The sequence below is a fragment of the Thalassolituus oleivorans MIL-1 genome (assembly GCF_000355675.1).
GTDB classification, from domain to species: Bacteria; Pseudomonadota; Gammaproteobacteria; order Pseudomonadales; family Oceanobacteraceae; genus Thalassolituus; species Thalassolituus oleivorans.
In genome coordinates, this window is the sequence record NC_020888.1 from 3,491,997 (window position 1) to 3,507,249 (window position 15,253).

15 protein-coding genes and 2 pseudogenes are annotated in these 15,253 nt (G+C 46.0%); 9 read left to right on the top strand and 8 right to left on the bottom strand.

What is annotated here, in order from left to right:
• Positions 1-32: 32 nt before the first annotated feature.
• Both TOL_RS15980 and TOL_RS15985 read left to right on the top strand, forming a co-directional pair.
• Positions 33-1,208, top strand: a complete 1,176-nt coding sequence (locus TOL_RS15980) for a DnaT-like ssDNA-binding domain-containing protein (protein ID WP_015488408.1) — start codon at positions 33-35, stop codon at positions 1,206-1,208.
• Positions 1,129-1,794 carry a replication protein P gene (locus TOL_RS15985; protein WP_015488409.1) on the top strand — a complete coding sequence of 222 codons (666 nt, stop codon included), beginning with the start codon at positions 1,129-1,131 and terminating at the stop codon, positions 1,792-1,794. The genes TOL_RS15980 and TOL_RS15985 overlap by 80 nt, the downstream gene beginning before the upstream one ends.
• Here TOL_RS15985 and TOL_RS15990 read toward each other — a convergent pair.
• The gene (locus TOL_RS15990) at positions 1,784-2,248 is read right to left on the bottom strand and encodes a FecR domain-containing protein (protein ID WP_015488410.1); all 465 of its coding nucleotides are present in this window, start codon (positions 2,246-2,248) and stop codon (positions 1,784-1,786) included. The two genes, TOL_RS15985 and TOL_RS15990, sit on opposite strands and share 11 nt — an antisense overlap.
• A 143-nt stretch (positions 2,249-2,391) precedes the next feature.
• Here TOL_RS15990 and TOL_RS15995 point away from each other — a divergent pair, with 143 nt between their 5' ends.
• From TOL_RS15995 to tnpC (TOL_RS19550), 6 genes and pseudogenes are all read left to right on the top strand, one after another.
• On the top strand, positions 2,392-2,586 hold the full coding sequence (locus tag TOL_RS15995; RefSeq protein WP_015488411.1) for a CPXCG motif-containing cysteine-rich protein: 195 nt from the start codon (positions 2,392-2,394) through the stop codon (positions 2,584-2,586).
• Between the two features lie 101 nt (positions 2,587-2,687).
• Entirely contained in the window at positions 2,688-3,008 is a 321-nt protein-coding gene (locus TOL_RS16000) for a DUF4258 domain-containing protein (RefSeq protein ID WP_015488412.1), read from the top strand.
• A gap of 2 nt (positions 3,009-3,010) precedes the next feature.
• Entirely contained in the window at positions 3,011-3,457 is a 447-nt protein-coding gene (locus tag TOL_RS16005) for a helix-turn-helix domain-containing protein (RefSeq protein WP_015488413.1), read from the top strand.
• Between the two features lie 270 nt (positions 3,458-3,727).
• Positions 3,728-4,165 carry a hypothetical protein gene (locus TOL_RS16010; RefSeq protein ID WP_041588536.1) on the top strand — a complete coding sequence of 146 codons (438 nt, stop codon included), beginning with the start codon at positions 3,728-3,730 and terminating at the stop codon, positions 4,163-4,165.
• A 785-nt stretch (positions 4,166-4,950) separates the two neighbouring features.
• A pseudogene (tnpB, locus tag TOL_RS19545) lies at positions 4,951-5,251 on the top strand (IS66 family insertion sequence element accessory protein TnpB).
• Between the two features lie 23 nt (positions 5,252-5,274).
• Positions 5,275-6,757 (top strand): annotated as a pseudogene (gene tnpC, locus TOL_RS19550) (IS66 family transposase).
• 32 nt (positions 6,758-6,789) lie between these two features.
• On the opposite strand, the gene TOL_RS16035 reads toward tnpC (TOL_RS19550), so the two are convergent.
• A protein-coding gene (locus tag TOL_RS16035) for an IS3 family transposase (protein ID WP_399347676.1) occupies positions 6,790-7,940 on the bottom strand; the annotation gives its coding sequence in 2 pieces (ribosomal slippage) (positions 6,790-7,697 and positions 7,697-7,940; 1,152 coding nt in all).
• Between the two features lie 66 nt (positions 7,941-8,006).
• Between TOL_RS16035 and traN the strand changes: the two genes are divergently transcribed.
• Entirely contained in the window at positions 8,007-8,372 is a 366-nt protein-coding gene (gene traN / locus TOL_RS16045; RefSeq protein ID WP_015488417.1) for a conjugal transfer protein TraN, read from the top strand.
• On the opposite strand, the gene tnpC (TOL_RS16050) is transcribed toward traN, so the two are convergent.
• The 6 genes from tnpC (TOL_RS16050) to TOL_RS16075 all read right to left on the bottom strand — a co-directional run bounded on the left by tnpC (TOL_RS16050) (position 8,365) and on the right by TOL_RS16075 (position 15,244).
• Positions 8,365-9,975, bottom strand: a complete 1,611-nt coding sequence (gene tnpC, locus TOL_RS16050; protein ID WP_015488418.1) for an IS66 family transposase — start codon at positions 9,973-9,975, stop codon at positions 8,365-8,367. The genes traN and tnpC (TOL_RS16050) overlap by 8 nt on opposite strands.
• Positions 9,976-9,998: 23 nt before the next feature.
• A complete protein-coding gene (gene tnpB, locus TOL_RS16055) occupies positions 9,999-10,355 on the bottom strand; it encodes an IS66 family insertion sequence element accessory protein TnpB (RefSeq protein ID WP_015485607.1) in 357 nt (118 codons plus the stop codon).
• A complete protein-coding gene (gene tnpA, locus TOL_RS16060; RefSeq protein ID WP_015487751.1) occupies positions 10,342-10,641 on the bottom strand; it encodes an IS66 family insertion sequence element accessory protein TnpA in 300 nt (99 codons plus the stop codon). Before tnpA ends, tnpB (TOL_RS16055) begins: the two co-directional genes overlap by 14 nt.
• A 257-nt stretch (positions 10,642-10,898) precedes the next feature.
• Positions 10,899-11,300 (bottom strand): SMI1/KNR4 family protein, encoded by a 402-nt coding sequence (locus TOL_RS16065; protein WP_015488419.1) that lies wholly within the window; start codon positions 11,298-11,300, stop codon positions 10,899-10,901.
• An 18-nt stretch (positions 11,301-11,318) separates the two neighbouring features.
• Positions 11,319-11,990 (bottom strand): HNH endonuclease, encoded by a 672-nt coding sequence (locus tag TOL_RS16070; RefSeq protein WP_015488420.1) that lies wholly within the window; start codon positions 11,988-11,990, stop codon positions 11,319-11,321.
• Complete coding sequence (locus tag TOL_RS16075; protein ID WP_015488421.1) at positions 11,987-15,244, bottom strand: ATP-binding protein; 3,258 nt, start codon at positions 15,242-15,244, stop codon at positions 11,987-11,989. The genes TOL_RS16070 and TOL_RS16075 overlap by 4 nt, the downstream gene beginning before the upstream one ends.
• Between the last annotated feature and the right edge of the window lie 9 nt (positions 15,245-15,253).

The following is a 15,253-nucleotide window of genomic DNA, read 5'->3' on the forward strand; positions in this document are numbered from 1 at the left end:
TGTCAGTCCTATTCAGTACCCGGAAGTTATTCATGCCGAGCCATCCGTTATTTACCGACAAAACCATTGCCCTGTCTGCGACGCTCGCGGCCACGATCGGGCTGGAAGAAGCGGTATTACTGACGATACTGAACGACGCCGCCAGTTTGCAAAGCAATCAATGGGCACGGTTGCATTGCCAAACCTTACGCCTGCAACTGCCATTTTGGGACGATGTATCCATTCGACGCGTACTGCGTAGCCTCATCGACAAAGGATTACTCAGCTTGCAGGGGCCTATGTTCCCAGATGCCGAGTCCCTGATTTTTGGCTTTGGCAGCCAAGGTGTTACCGAAGTTCCAGCGGATACCAGCACCAGAGCGATACAGCAACCCGCACAGCCATCAGTGCAACCGGCCAACGTTGTACAGCCCATGCCGGGCCAGACCACACCGCATAAACCGCTCAATGGCCAGTGGCAACCCAACGAAGACACACTCGCGCGGTTAGAGCAGCACGGTGTTCCGCGAGCGTTTAGCTGGGCGCAAATGGATGCTTTTATATTGCAAGGCCAAGAACAAGGTGCGAACCGTAACGACTGGAATACCCGATTTTTCCGTCATGTGAAAAATCAGTGGGTATTTAGCCAAAATGACGCGCAAAAAAATGCGCGTATACCGGAACGTACCGCGTTTAATCCGGCACAAGACGAAGCCAAACCCATCGCATTAAATTGGCAGCCGAGTGCTGATGCCTGCCAGATTTTAGGCCGTGCAGGCATTGATCCACAATTTATTGAAGACGCGGTGGCCGAGTTTATTTTGTATTGGAGCGAGCGCGGTGATGCCTTTAAAACGTGGAACAGCAAATTTATCCAGCACGTTCGTCAGCAATGGGCGCGCTACACATCGGCGGTAGAACATTCGCCTCTGCCCAGCCGTATTGTCGATAATTGGCAACCGGCGGCCGATTGCTTTGATATTTTAGCCATGGGTCATATTCCACAAGAATTTGCCCAAAATTTAGTACCCGAATTTGTGCTGTACTGGCGTGATTCCAACCAAGTTCATAACAGTTGGAATAGCCGCTTTTTACAGTACGTAAAACAACAATGGGGCAAGCGTTTGGCTCAGCCTGTAGGAGATGCAAATGGACAGCAAACAACTGCTAAACCGGGTTACACAACAGCTGAAGCAAGCATCCAAAGACTCAACGATACAAGCTGGTGATAACGGCGCCATCGCCCATGAGCCGACGGTTGAGCAAAAAGAAGCGATAAACCAGATTTTTGAACTGTTTCGATTTAATTATCACAACCAGTTTTTAAAAGCGTTTCCTGATCTTGATACCATGATCATGGCCAAACGCTTGTGGGCTAAATTATTAGCCGACTACAGCGGCCAAGTGATTATGCGCGCCGCCGAAAAAACGGTAAAAGACAGTACCTATTTACCGAATGTACATGAAGTACTCATGCGCTGTGATATTGCCGACGTCCACGGCTTGCCGTCGACACACGCGGCCTACATGGAAGCCTGCCGAGCACCCTCACCTAAGCGCGAATACTCATGGACGCACCCCGCAATTTATTACGCCGGTCGCGCCAGCGATTGGTTCTTTCTCGCGAATGAACCTGAAGCCGTCGCCTTCCCTGTATTTAAGCGTAATTACGAATTATTGCTGCAACGTATACAACAAGGTGAAGAGATAGAACTCGAATTGCCGAAGGCGCTACCGGAACACAGCAGCGTGCCCTTGCCACGCAAAGAACAACAACAGCGTCTGCACGCCCTACAAGACTTACTTAAAGATTAATTTGAATACGCTCACCGGCGGTGAGCGTTTGCGCATCTCCCGCCCACTGCGCCCGCACAGATCCTTCTAACACCTGTACCGTTAATTGTTTCTCCAGCAACGTCATACGAAATGCACTCGTACCCGCACGTAAACGAAAATCCCCAGCTTGCACCCAAAAAGGTCGAAGCGGATCTTCCATCACCACAAAGGTCGCTTCACCGCCAACCAAGCGCAAACGTTGCTGCTCATCACTGATGCGCCGCGATAACTGCGTATTTTCACTCAACTGAATTTCCGAACCACCCGCCATCGCAAGGGAACGAACCTCCCCCGCCACCGTCGAAATGGTGTCCACCGTCGCAGCCGACTGACTTTGCTTAGGGCTAAAAAACAGAAATACCGATAACGGAATCGCAATCAACAGCGTCAGCGCTGCATACAAAGAACGAGAAGGGGCCATAGCGGCAGACATAATCAAACCTGCAAACAGAAATATGCTTCGACACTACCACTGCTATGCTCAATGAGCGATGCGACTTTTGGGTAGGATAAGAATCGACCGAATAAACCGTTTCAACAAACTCCCCGTTAAAGACTCAACCCACCGAGGAAAATATGTACGAACTACAACCCCATAGCGTCTACTGCCCCTACTGCGGCGAAAACCTAGACGTACTGATCGATAACTCTGAAGACGAACAAGACTACATCGAAGACTGCCAAGTGTGCTGCCGCCCAATTCGATTTTTAGTGCAGATCGATAACGACGGCGATGCCATGGTTATCGTGCAGGATGAAAATGACGTTTAGGAGAACGCTCACGTCCCCTCATCTGTAAAGATTATCAAAAGCCATTTACCTATAATAATTATAGCTATACTATCCACAGGCTTGGAGCAAAGGACTGACCCATGGCCATCGAACTACCCAAATTCAAAGCTCACGAAGTCAGGGCTGAAATCAAACGCATTGCCGATTCCAGCACACATTTCGTGGAGTTTTTAGATCACGCGCTCGACAGAATGGAGCAGCGCGGCGTTACTACGCGACAAGTGCTCCGAGTATTGAGAGACGGAGATCAAGAGGGCAATGCAGAATGGTGTACCGATAAGGAACGCGGCTGGCGCTGCAGATTAAGCAGAATCACCGCCGGTGAAAAAATCACAGTCATCGCAAAACTCGTTGAACGTAAGAATTCAACTTGTCTCGTTGTAACCACTTGGGAGGGCTAGCCATGTATCACTATAAAGCATGTGGTCTAGACAATGTGTACTTAAAAAATGGCTATGAAGAGAAAAATACGCCATCGGGCAAATCCATTGCCATCCATGATATTGACGGCCTACACAAAGCCATCGGCAAAGGTATAGCCAATAAAGAAGCAGCTTTAACACCACAAGAATTTCGCTTTTTACGTGGAGAGTTAGATCTTTCACAAAAAGCACTTGGCATGTTGCTCGATCGAACGGATCAAATGGTCGCCAAGTGGGAAAAAGGCGAGACTAAAATTCTAGTGCTGGCCGATAAAGCCATTCGTGATTTATACATGGAAAGCATCGGCGAAGGACCGATCTCCAACCTGCTGCAACGCTTAGCCCAGCTAGATAGAAAAAATCGCGAACTCACTTTGCAACTAGAGGAAACCGCTACCGGCTGGCTAAGCGAAAGTAGCGCCGCGTAGGCGGAGGCTCATTTGTGTTGGTTGAATTGCGTGGACCGTCAGTCCTAGGCAGCTCACTGCCAAGCCCTTGTTATTCGCTAGTAGTTAACATTTAGTAACGACATAAATCGCTAAGGATGGTGACCTTCCTATAGAGGACTTTCACCTCATTAGCTCTCCCCCGAATTGGCCATAAACTATACCGATGATAGAGGCCAAAAAAATTATGATGCTATAGCTGGTCGTTAGCATCTACCTCAACTTGGATGAGAAAATTATGGGGCATTGAGTATGAAAATCATCATTGCAAGTATCCTTTTTTCTCTGCTTATAACGAGCTGTGCAACTGTTCATAATTCTTCGGTACTGTATCGAGAGTATTCACAATATCAGGAAGTCGCAAATAAGAATAATATCGTTGAAATGGCTGAGAACTTCTTTAGTCCTAATCTACTCGGCACAAATTACCAGACCAATCCTGATGCAGTAAACCAGTTACTATTCAAGAATTATATGGCTAATATCAGTAGCCACCATGAAAAAGTGGATGAGATTGGGAGCTGCCTGACTATAAACGGATATGACGAAGAACGTTTCCCTTTAATTTTTAGCCTGAAGTATATTTTACTTAATGGTCATTGGCTTATTGACAATATTCATGTTGTTTTTGTCGAAAATGAAAGTGATTTTTCTAATAATGCTAAATGTCCGAGTGAGTACCCAAACTAGTACTCATCGGTGGCTGAGGGTCTCGAATCCTTGGCCCCGTAACCTTCTGCCTACGCATCTCCCGAAAGTCGACCAAGGCTTCATGAAACTTATTAACGTTATTCAATAAGCGATAAGTTGTCACAGGGTTCGTTCCTTTGTCCTTTGACTAGCGTCAATTATTCTTATGACGAGAGCTTAGCTAATACACTCCCGCAATAGGTATTCGATCCAGCAGTGACTCTGTTCAAATTACTCCTTCGTTATCTACTCCGCATAATCATGCGCTCCTTGCACCGCGCGAAATACAGCAAGTTATGGTTATGCATCTAGTGCGATGAGTTCCTTTCTCGGCTTTAGCCTCCAGACTTGCTTCGCGCTCTCAAAGTAAGCGCTAAAACAACCCCATCTAAAACCCACGCCAACATCCCTTTAAGCTGTCTTCAAATTATTTAACGAGACGGCTCATGACCAAATCGGAACAGTAGCAACAACACTTAATCCCTGGCACGAGAGTGGTCTATCTCAAGTGGCCTCTTGCCAGTAGCACAAGATTGCCGTTCATAATTTTCAGTATTGGCGTAAATGTTTGTCGCCCAAGACCCAGTTAACGAAAATAAAGGCTCTGATCCCTATCACTCTGACATCCTCGGCTCCTGCACGACTACGATTGGGCTCGCAGGTGTTGATTCAACTGCCAACGGAGGCCTTACCCGATCTATTGGTGGCTCTCGATGGTCGAGGACTTTTGTATGCTTCGGCCTAGCACATCGGTTCGGGTATATTTATACGCAGGCGCGGTGGATATGCACAAGTCGATTAATGGCTTGTCCTCTCTGGTTGAGCAGGAGTTAGAACTCAATCCCATGATCAATACGCTGTTCATGTTTTGCAATCGTAACCGCGATAAGGTTAATACTGTACTGGGAGCGCAATGGCTTTGTGCTGTGGTACAAACGGTTGGAAAAGCAAGATTTTAAATGGCTAAAGCCGGATACCACCGCCTCCCTCTGCACCGACGGTTACCAGCTGAATTTATTATTGGATGAGCTGGATGTTTTTAATAATAAACCGCATGAAACGCTATTTTATTCTGCTATAAACTAACGGGGTTGGTACAATCTAACCTCATAAAAATACCACCGACTGATCGCTTACCTGACGATATTGTTGCGATAAAACAACAACTTTTAGCACAGAGAAAATTATTGCAATCGCAAAAAAATTAGTTAGAGAAAAAGAACAATTAATTAGCCAAAAGCAATCACTTATCCAGTTTTTGGAAGAGCAGATCATTCTGTTTAAACAGCGTCAATTTGGTAAAAGCAGCGAGAAAAGTGATCAGCAAGCCGAATTGTTTGATGAAGTCGGCCGTGAGGGCGAAGCCTCCGGCCGTAAACCTTTGCCTGCAGTATTGCCGCGAGTACGCATCGAACACGACCTTGCTGAAGCCGATAAACATTGTGCATGTGGCTGTGTAAAAACCTGTATCGGTGAAGACACCAGCGAACAGCTGGATATTATTCCTGCCGTGGTTCAGGTTCTCATTCATGCTCGCAAAAAATACGCGTGTAAAGCCTGTGAATCCGGCGTAAATATCGCTGAACTTCCGAAACAACCGAGACCAAAGAGCAATGTTAGCCGGGCTTACTCGCCCACATTGCGGTTGGCAAACATCAAGACGGCTTACCGCTCTACCGGATGGAAATCATTTTTAAACGAATGGGGATTCATTTACCGCGTAACACCTTAGCCAACTGGATGATCAAAAGCAGTGAATGTCTGCAACCTCTCTACAACCTGCCAAATGATCAACTTCTGGATAGCGGTTACATCGACATGGATGAGACGCGGGTACAGGTATTAAAAGAACCGGATAAAACAGCCGAAAGTCTCAGCTACATCAGGGTCAGGAAAACCGGGGATCGAAAACATCCCATCATCTTATTTTATTACGAGAGTGGTCGAAGTACCGACGTTGCAGCCTCGCTATTAGGTACTATCAATGCTACCTGCAAGCCGATGATTGCTCGGGTTATCACCGCATTGGACGGCAAGAAGGCGTCACAGTATTAGGCTACATGGCTCATGCTCGTCGTAAATTTATCGATGCGCAAAAAGTCAGCAAAGCCGACATCGCGATCACCATGATCAAAGGGCTATACGCCATCGAAGCCAGCATCAAAGATCAATCAGCCGAACAGAAATACGACATTCGACAAGAAAAAAGCCTACCTCAACTCAACAAACTCAGAGCTCGGCTAGATAAAGCGTTGCAACAAACCCTGCCGAAAGGGAAAACAGGCGAAGCCTTAGCATACCTCGATAAAAACAGGGATAATCTCACGATATATATCAGCGATGGCCGACTGAATATAGACAAAAATCCAGTCGAAAATGCCATCAGACCATTTGCGGAATTGGTTATTCAGTGATAGTCAGCTGGACGCAAAGGCCAGCGCCATGCTTTACAGCATAATAGAAACCGCCAAAGCGAATGAGCTCGAATCCTACGCGTATTTACGTACGGTACTGACGCGATTATCGCACTGTGAAACGGTGGAGGTGATTGAAAAACTGCTACCGGAAAATATAGAACTGGAAGTTATTTAAATTGATACGTGGGGTGAATCGCCCCTAGTTTCCTAGACACCCATTTGCTTCAAAAAATAATTCTTTTCATAGTCCCTTGGCGACAAGTCATTATTATTACCATGACGACGTGTGGAATTATAAAACAGCTCAATATAATTAAATATATCCGCTTTTCCTTCTTCTCTTGTGCGATAAATTTTACGGCGAATACGTTCTCGCTTTAGCAAGGCAAAGAAGCTTTCCGCACAGGCATTATCATGACAGTTCCCTCTACGGCTCATACTGACGGTTAAGTTATTGGCTTTTAACATGCTTTGCCAGTCGTAACTTGTGTATTGGCAACCTTGATCGGAATGCACGATCACCTCACCTTTTGGCTTCCTTCGCCAGCACGCCATCGTGATTGCATTCAGTACCAAATCGGTATTAATACGTTCACTCATCGACCAGCCAACGACCTGCCGTGAGAATAAATCAATGATTACCGCTAGAAACAGCCAGCCCTCATAGGTACGAATGTAGGTAATATCGGTGACCCATACGGTATTCGGTTTGGATACATCAAATTCACGATTCAGTAGGTTAGGGGCAACGGTGGATAACTCGCCGCTGTCATAGCGTGTTTTTCGGTTGTAGCCCCGCTCTGCCTGTATTTGTGCCTGCTGCATCAGTCGATGAACACGATTTTTTCCACAGTGTTCTCCTGCATGCTTTAGATCTTTATGGATTTTTCGATAGCCATAAACGCAACCACTCTCAAGCCAGAATTGCTTAATAAACCCGAGTAGATACTCATCAACTTTCTGCCGTGTACTTTCGGGGTTCGCTAACCAGGCATAAAACCCACTGGGATGAACTTCAAGTGTTCGACACAGGGTACGAACGGAGTAGCGATCTGTTCGAGATTTTATGAACGTGTATTTTTCTTTGACTCGGCAGCAAAGAACACGGCGGCCTCCTTTAATATGTCACGCTCCTCTGTGACACGTTTTAGCTCCGCTTTAAGCTTACGCAGCTCTTCATGACTGGATTGCTTCTCGTGGTAGGCTTGCGCATTCTCGCCGTAACGATCACGCCAGTTGTACAAGCTCTTAGTTGTAATGCCTAAACGCTGAGCAACATCAGCAATGGAGTAACCATGTTCGGTCACTTGCTTTACTGCTGCGATCTTGAATTCTTCGTTATATCGTTCACCAGCCATCTCGGCCTCCTCTTTAAATACATTGTAACTTTAAAGAGTGTCTAGGAAACTAGGGGCGATTCAGGGTTGTTTGAGCGCTTACGCTGCTTTACTTCTCCGCTTTCACGGATCATTCAAGAACAAGTGCGTCCGCAATTGGGCCTTGGCTGGGGAAGTGCGATATCACCAAACTCTGCAGGTTTGACCGCGAGTCAGTTAAACCAAGTAGATTGTAGCCAAATCAATCTGGATGAATGGATAGGTATTTTGTCGATCACGGGCAACCTACACGAAATACCGTCACGGGATCTGGAAGGACCAACAGGCTCAGGAAGTACACTAAACGTGGATGGAAATCGTCAGAGTGCCGCAGATAGAGCCATTGAACAGCTTAACGGAATGGATCTCCAGAAACGTAAGCGCTCAAGCAACCCCACCTACCAATTTAAATAACCGCCAGTTCTATATTTTCTGGCAGCAGTTTTCCAATATCGTCCACTGTTTCACAGTGCGGTAATCGCGTCAGTACCGTACGTAAATACGCGTAAGGTTCGAGCCCGTTCGCTTTGGCGGTTTCTATTATGCTGTACAGCATGGCACTGGCCTTTGCGCCCCGCTGACTATCACTGAATAACCAGTTCTTGCGTCCAATCGCAAACGGTCTGATGGCATTTTCGACTGGATTGTTGTCTATGTTCAGTCGGCCATCGCTGATGTATACCGTGAGCTTATCCCAGTTTTTATCAAGGTAGGCTAACGCTTCGCCCGTTTTTCCTTTAGGCAGGGTCTGTTGCAACGCTTTATCCAGCCAAGCTCTGAGTTTATTGAGCTGGGGAAGGCTTTTTTCTTGTCGAATTTGATATTTTTGTTCGGCTGATTGGTCTTTGATGCTAGCTTCGATAGCGTAAAGCCCTTTGATCATGGTGATCGCCATATCGGCTTTGCTGACTTTCCCTTTCGGGCTAGGGCTGACTTTTTGCGCCTCGATAAATTTACGACGAGCATGAGCCATGCAGCCTAATGCTGTGACGCCTTCTTGCTGCCCAATTCGGTGATAACCCGCGTAATCATCAGTTTGCAGGTAGCCTTGATAGTCGCCTAATAGCGAGGCTGCAACGTCTGTACGTCGACTACTCGCGTAATCAAATAAGATGATGGGATGTTCTCGATCACCGGTTTTTCGGACCCACATGTAGCTGAGACTTTCGGCCGTTTTATCCGGTTCTTTTAACACCTGCACCCGAGTTTCATCCATGTGGATGTAGTCGCTATCCAGAAGTTGATCATTCAGCAGGTTATAGAGCGGTTGCAGACATTCACTGCTTTTGATCATCCAGTTGGCTAACGTGTTACGCGGTAAATGAATGCCCATTCGTTTGAAAATGGTTTCCATCCGGTAGAGAGGTAAACCGTCTTGATATTTGGCAACCGCAATGTGGGCGAGTAAGCCTGGGCTGGCATTGCTCTTAGGAAGCGGTTGTTTCGGAAGTTCAGCAATGTGCACGCCGTTTTCGCAGGCCTTACACGCGTATTTTTTGCGGGCATGAACGAGCACCTGAACCACAGCAGGAATAATATCCAGTTGTTCGCTGGTGTCTTCACCGATGCAGGTTTTTACACAGCCACATTCACAACGTTTATCGACTTCAGCAAGATCGTGTTCGATACGTACTCGCGGTAATACCGCAGGCAGAGGTTTACGGCCGGAGGCTTTTTTAGGCGCAGACGATACAGCATCAGAGGCTGATTCTGCGGTGCTCACTTCTGCATCAATGGACTCTGCGATTTCAGGAGCGGAGGCATCATCCTCACGTTCGACTTCATCAAACAATTCGGCTTGCCGATCACTCTTCTCGCTGCTTTTACCAAACTGACGCTGTTTAAACAGAATGATCTGCTCTTCCAAAAACTGGATACGTGATTGCTTTTGGCTAATTAATTGTTCTTTTTTCTCCAACTGATTTTGTTGCGATTGCAATAATTGACTCTGCGCTAAAAGCTGTTGTTTTAGCGCAACAATATCGTCAGGTAAGTGATCAGTCGGTGGTGTTTTCATGGGGTTGGATTATACCAAACCCGTTAATTTATAGCAGAGTAAAATAGCGTTTCATGCGGTTTATTATTAAAAATATCCAGTCCATCCAACAATAAATTCAGTTGGTAACCGTCAATACAGAGGGATGCAGTGTCGGTCGGCTTTAGCCATTTAAAGCGTTGCTTTTCCAACCGCTTATACCACAGCACAAAGCCATTGCGCTCCCAGTACAGTAGCTTAACTTTATCGCGGTTACGATTACAAAAGACGAACAGCGCATTGATCATGGGGTTGAGTTCTAACTCCTGCTCAATCAGAGCGGACAAGCCATTAATCGACTTGCGCATATCCACCGCGCCTGCGTATAAATACACCTGAACCGATGCGCTAGGCCGAAGCATACAAAAGTCCTCGATCATTAAGAGCCACCAAGAGATCGGGTAAAGCCTCGGTTGGCAGTTCAATCAACACCTGCGAGCCCAATCGTAGTCGTGCCGGAGCCGAGGACGTCAGTGTGATAGGGATCAGAGCCTTGGTTTTCGTTAACTCGGTCTTGGGCGACAAACGTTTTCGCCAATACTGAAAATTATGAACGGCTATGTTGTGCTGCTGGCAAAAGGCAACTTGCGATAATCCACTGGCGTGCCAGAGATTAAGGTGTTGTTGCCATTGTTCCGATTTGGTCATGAGCTGTCTCGTTAAATAATTTGAAGACAGCTTAAAGGGATGTTGGCGTGGGTTTTAGGTGGGGTTGTTTGAGCGCTTACCCAGAAACTGCGTCAGGAGGCAACGGAAGAGATTTCGGGGAATAACTGAATGCGCTATAAGAAGGCGAAAAATATTGCCAAATGGTCACTTTAACTTTAACAAGCTAATTCAGCCTATAAAGTGACCAATTTGGCCCTTTGTATCTACTAATATTCTAGCTTCAATTTTATTTCATATTAACTATCGATTTTGAGTAAGAAATCAGAAAACGTCTTGTCAATAAGTTCTGTTTTTCCTATCTCAAAATCCAAAAAAAAGACCATATGATTTTTTCTATCGAAGCATAAGTAGTTGCCAAAGTTATCAATTGCAAAAGCAACAAGTAGTTCTGAGATTTCAGCAACACCTTTATTCAATCTGACGATATTTTCTACATCACCAGGATTGAAGGATAAAAAGGATTTAATCGTTTTCTCTTGCAATGAACTCGTAGTAAATACACTTACAGGAGGTCGACTGCCATTGTATTTCTTAACAAAACTCACAAAAGAATCTGTGAATTTGTAGTCAAGCTTTTTCTCAACATCTGAAATGAGGCTTTCCGTCACCAAAGGTTTAATGTAACGCCATTCTTTCATTTTCAATATCCTCTATTATCAACGGTTTTCTTTTCCGCCACCCCAAATGGCTTTTCCACCAGTATGTCGGTTATTTTGATGATCTTCCGTGCTAATAAGCTGCATTTCGCCATACTCTTCACTGTGATGCCAAGTATAACCATCGGGGGTTTCACCATTTTCAATTTGTTCTAACTGTTCATCGCTGAATTGCTTTTCAAACTCAGGATCGTTGTCAACTTTTTCTTTTAGCGCTTGATTCGCATATTCCGCTTGCGCAGAGTCTCTTGCCTGGATCAACTGTTCTGGCAATTGTACATCAATGGCACTATTGAACTGCGGGAACACACCTTCAATTTCGACCCCATTTATTTCAACTGTTTTGCGTTCATATATAACGCCATCTTCACCTGTTTGACCTTCTTTGCTTTCATTTATTGTTTTTAGGTAAATCTTTCCATTTTCATCGATAGTCGCATTTTCAAGTAAACTCCCTGAACAACCGATCTTTTCTTTATAGTAATCCTTCTCTTCTTGTGTCAAAGATCTGGATTCACCTTCTTCGCATTCAGGCTTCGCATCCACTTGCTCTAAAATAGGGCGGTCAAGCTTATGTAAGTAGATGCTTTTTTCATCAATACTCTCTAACATTTTTGACAGTTCGGGTTGCAGCTTATTTGCAATCTCTTTTGAGGTTATTAAATCCATCATCCTGCAAGGCTCCTTTTAGCAAACTTTGTCCATTCAGAGTAGAGCTTGGTGTACAACTCTCCATTGGGAACTAATGATCTGAGTAGAGGCTGAATCAACATAACCACCTGCACTTGAGACGCAGTATCGCACTTTTCGAAAACTAGGTTTTGAAGATTAGAATGTATTTGCTCTATGCTCTTGCCTCGGCAAATAGCGCTCTCTAACTTAGTCTTACAGTCTAATAAATTTGGTACAAGAGATGCGAAATCGCTGAATTGCATATCGGTTAGACCAGAATATAAATACTTTCTTAGTCGAATTTTCATTTCAGTGGGCAAATTACTTCTAAAGAGATCTTCTGCCAATTGGTCTGCATTTGCTTCTGACGGTACTTGATTGTACCCACTCAAAAGATGAGTGAGTAAACTAAATCGAAACGACATTTCACTCATTGCATTGGTTGGCACTGCTTGATATAGGTAGGGGCATTCTTGCCCAGAAAAACGGCTGACTTTACATAATACAGCTTCGAGCCATTCGTTCTGATAGACCACCGCAATCCCTCGAGGCAAACGGGCAATTTCGTCAATCTGCTCTTCCGTTAGTGCCGCAGACTTACCTGCCAACAAGCGATCTGTTTCATCGGGCAAGCGCATCAAGATTTTAGTGTTAGTATTGCGAATGGCTGAAATATGCACCGCTGACGGTGATTGATCTGCGATGATAAAGCCTTCGCCATACGTTCGCATTTCTGCAATGGCATTAGACAGCATTTCTACCGATTTTTCTGCAACGCTGCCGCCTTCTGCGCCACTCGTTGATGGGTTTGCTCGCAAGATATTATGGGCTTCTTCCAACACAGTAATGTGTTTAAGAGGTTGGTTCATTAGCATTTGCTCAGCACGGTATTCACCCAGTCTAATGATCAATAGTCCCATCAAAAGCGATTTGGTTTCTTGCGACCCGACTCGGCTCAAATCGATGATGACGTTGAGGTCGAACAGGTCTGCATTGCTGATTTCATCAGCTGCAAATATTTGGCCATTCAGTCCGTTAACCATTGACCTTACACGCGTGACTAATGCACCTGTATAGTTGCTCTTCGTTTCATCTGAGTATGCCGATTGCGTAATCACTGATTCGAGTTGCATAAGTAAATCAGCAAATGTCGGGAACAACGAAGAACCGAGTGTTGACGTTGAATCACGCAAATCCCATCCACAGGCTTCATAACTTCTCAGTACCGCATCTTTGAGAATGGCAGGCATTGCTGCATACATCGGCCAGCAAACGTTAAACACTTCAATCAAGCGATCCACATGTTCAAGGACATGGGTTTGTTCAGGGAAAGAAAACGGATTGATTTTTAAAAGCTCTGTAAATCGTTCGTTAGTGCCCAAAACACGCACACCTTCACGATTTCCAAAAACATGCTTGTACTCACCCTTTGCCGGTTCAATGACCAAGAATGGAATGTCTTGTTGTATCGCCTGATTCAACAGGGCGTAAACCGTATTGCTTTTTCCTGAGCCTGTTGAGCCAGTGATCAGCGTGTGGCTTGTTAGTTGGTCGAGATCTAATTCCACGTTTTGGGGCAAGTCAGTCCACAAGTGGCGTACTTGGCCCAACGATATCGTTCGCGAGTTGGTACCAGCGACATCAGTGTTCAGCGTTTGTACTTTCCGGCCAAATGCTGCGGTTTCCTGCACCACGACGGTAGAAGTAGAACGGCGAGGAAGGCTCAGCTGTAGGGCCATTTCCTTGCTCGATACCAAGGTCGCAGGAGTAAGGTAGGGGATATGAGCATTCCCTAAAAAACTCGGCTCTAGCCGAGGGTGCATGAGCTGCCCCAACCATTGCGTTATCAAATTGGCTTTTTTTCCAGCCCATGTGGTCAGAGCAAAGTCTTCCATCGACGACTGGGTTCCGCGGGTCAGACCCAAGAAGATGCTGGATAATGCTTCACTAGAGGCGACGCTATCACTGACAAAGTAAGCGGTACTGAGCCAGCCACCGTGGCTTTTAGCTTCGTTGATTCGGTTTAAGTGGTGATCCACCTTATCAAGCATATTTAAAATGCCTTTGTCAGCTGTCTCAAAACTTACTTGCTGTGTTGAGCCGTATGTCTGCGTTAGCCCCTTGGTATCGGTCGTGCTTTGAGTGGCGGTTTTTGTTGTTGTGGTACTTGTGGCTGTCGACTGGTTAGTAGAATGGCTAGTGCTTTCACTGGTAGAGGTTGAATCTGAAGTCCCCTTTGTATCGGTGGTTTGAAACATACTCGCAATTTGACCACCAACTTGGCTGCCGATCATGGCTCCAAGCCCCCCTACACAAGCCCCTACGGCAGAGCCGAGTGCCATGGCTCCCATTCCAATTATTTTATCCTTTTTGTTTGGCGAGGATTTACTTTCACTGGCGGTGTGGGAATGGGAAGTCGATGTCGTTGTACTTTCACTGGTTCCTGTTGTTTCGGTCAGCCCGAGGCTTTCGCCCAAAGAGTAGCTCAGTCCTTCACTGATGCTTAAGTTAATAGCATCGCTGTCCTGAGTGCCATAGCTGTATTGGCGATTTGACAGAGCGGAAAGTTGAGTCGCCACCTGCTCATAACCTGTACGAACGGTATTCAATGCTTGCATAGAAACCGGCTCGGCGAGGATCAGTCCCTCGTAAGTGCGGCTTTCTGCAGCATCGATAAAACGCTCTAGCCCTTGCATAAAGTGGGTCTGATCTTCCGTAGAAAGGCCCGGCACGCTGCTAACTGCAGTGACTGTTTTGCATGAGTTACCTGCACTGAGTTCGTCCAACAAGGCGTCAATATCGGTTCCGTTGAGTGGAGCCAGCTTACTGCCGGGAAAATGTCCTTTGAAAGTTTCTTGCAACAAATCTCCCGAGTTTTGGCCCAACATTTTTCCTGGCTCACCACGTGTGCCAATGTGGAGCAGCGTCTCATTTCCGTCAGACTTCAGGAAAAGGAACACAGTGTATCCGGCAGCACCCAATGCAGTGTAAGCCGCGGTGGTGCTTTCTAGTACGGATTGCTTGTTTTCCTGTACCAGACGTTCCACACGGAAAATGCGTACATCGCCACCTCGGTTAAGTGACACTCTTTGTTGGTTTTCCACCTGCAACACATCGTAGTGTTTGAGTTCAGCAAGGTAGCTTTTGTTAACCAATGCATGCGCAGTCGAGAGCGTTGTCAGCGCCTCTTGTTGTGCAGGAAGCAACTCGGTTTCGGAAGCAAGATGTCCCCTTTCGGTAGTAGATAGATTCATCGTAAGCCC

What these genes read in the sequence shown, in the direction of transcription:
- TOL_RS15980 (WP_015488408.1), top strand. Translation starts at nt 33, where the DNA reads ATGCCGAGCCATCCGTTATTTACCGACAAAACCATTGCCCTGTCTGCG.
- TOL_RS15985 (WP_015488409.1), top strand. Translation starts at nt 1,129, where the DNA reads ATGGACAGCAAACAACTGCTAAACCGGGTTACACAACAGCTGAAGCAA.
- TOL_RS15990 (WP_015488410.1), bottom strand. Translation starts at nt 2,248, where the DNA reads ATGTCTGCCGCTATGGCCCCTTCTCGTTCTTTGTATGCAGCGCTGACG.
- TOL_RS15995 (WP_015488411.1), top strand. Translation starts at nt 2,392, where the DNA reads ATGTACGAACTACAACCCCATAGCGTCTACTGCCCCTACTGCGGCGAA.
- TOL_RS16000 (WP_015488412.1), top strand. Translation starts at nt 2,688, where the DNA reads ATGGCCATCGAACTACCCAAATTCAAAGCTCACGAAGTCAGGGCTGAA.
- TOL_RS16005 (WP_015488413.1), top strand. Translation starts at nt 3,011, where the DNA reads ATGTATCACTATAAAGCATGTGGTCTAGACAATGTGTACTTAAAAAAT.
- TOL_RS16010 (WP_041588536.1), top strand. Translation starts at nt 3,728, where the DNA reads ATGAAAATCATCATTGCAAGTATCCTTTTTTCTCTGCTTATAACGAGC.
- tnpC (WP_015488418.1), bottom strand. Translation starts at nt 9,975, where the DNA reads ATGAAAACACCACCGACTGATCACTTACCTGACGATATTGTTGCGCTA.
- tnpB (WP_015485607.1), bottom strand. Translation starts at nt 10,355, where the DNA reads ATGCTTCGGCCTAGCGCATCGGTTCAGGTGTATTTATACGCAGGCGCG.
- tnpA (WP_015487751.1), bottom strand. Translation starts at nt 10,641, where the DNA reads ATGACCAAATCGGAACAATGGCAACAACACCTTAATCTCTGGCACGCC.
- TOL_RS16065 (WP_015488419.1), bottom strand. Translation starts at nt 11,300, where the DNA reads ATGAAAGAATGGCGTTACATTAAACCTTTGGTGACGGAAAGCCTCATT.
- TOL_RS16070 (WP_015488420.1), bottom strand. Translation starts at nt 11,990, where the DNA reads ATGATGGATTTAATAACCTCAAAAGAGATTGCAAATAAGCTGCAACCC.
- TOL_RS16075 (WP_015488421.1), bottom strand. Translation starts at nt 15,244, where the DNA reads ATGAATCTATCTACTACCGAAAGGGGACATCTTGCTTCCGAAACCGAG.